Raw genomic sequence first — 919 nt, forward strand, 5'->3', positions numbered from 1 at the left:
ATCTTCAACTGTCAAATTGCCTTTTTCAAGAGCCTTGCGAGTCGCATAAATCGGTCCACATCCCATCATCTTAGGATCCAAACCTGCATTTGCATACGAACGAATGTGGGCAATCACTGAAAGTCCTAATTCTTCAGCTTTTTCAGCACTCATCATCAAGACAGCGGCTGCTCCGTCATTGATGCCTGAGGCATTTCCCGCTGTGACAGAACCGTCTTTTTTGAAAACCGGACCTAGCTTAGACAGGCTCTCCAAGCTAGCATCTTTTCTAGGATATTCATCTGTATCAAAAACGATAGGATCGCCTTTGCGTTGAGGAATGACAACTTGCACAATCTCTTCTTTAAAACGACCAGATTCTATAGCTGCAACTGCTCGTTTTTGTGACTCTAAAGCAAGGGCATCTTGCTCTTCTCGACTGATGCCATATTTTTCAGCCACATTCTCAGCTGTAATCCCCATATGGTATTCGTTAAAAGCATCAGACAAACCGTCCTTAATCATGGTATCTACCACTTTTGAATCGCCCATACGGCCGCCCCAACGGAAGCTTGGCATAACGTATGTCGCCTGACTCATGTTTTCTGCACCACCAGCTACGATAATATTTGCATCGCCACACTGAATTGCTTGAGCAGCCAACTGCACTGCCTTCAAACCGGAACCACAAACCTTGTTGATAGTAAAGGCTGGTGTAAATTCAGGGAGTCCTGCATGAATGCTCATTTGACGAGCTACGTTTTGACCTAAACCTGCGCCTAGTACATTCCCCATAATCACTTCGTCTACCTGCTCTGGTTTGACATTGGCTTTTTCCAAAGCACTCTTAACAACCAAAGCTCCCAAATCAACAGCTGAAACATTCTTCAAACTTCCTCCAAAGGAGCCTATTGGAGTTCGCACTGCTGAAACAATCACC

At 44.9% G+C, this 919-nt stretch carries 1 protein-coding gene; it reads right to left on the reverse strand.

Annotated elements, in window-relative coordinates; all coding sequences use genetic code 11:
- Positions 1 to 918: acetyl-CoA C-acetyltransferase (locus tag GMD4S_RS09475; protein WP_008290250.1), on the reverse strand; the 918-nt coding region annotated here is incomplete at its 3' end.
- Position 919: the final 1 nt, after the last annotated feature.

Source organism: Streptococcus sp. GMD4S (assembly GCF_000296955.1).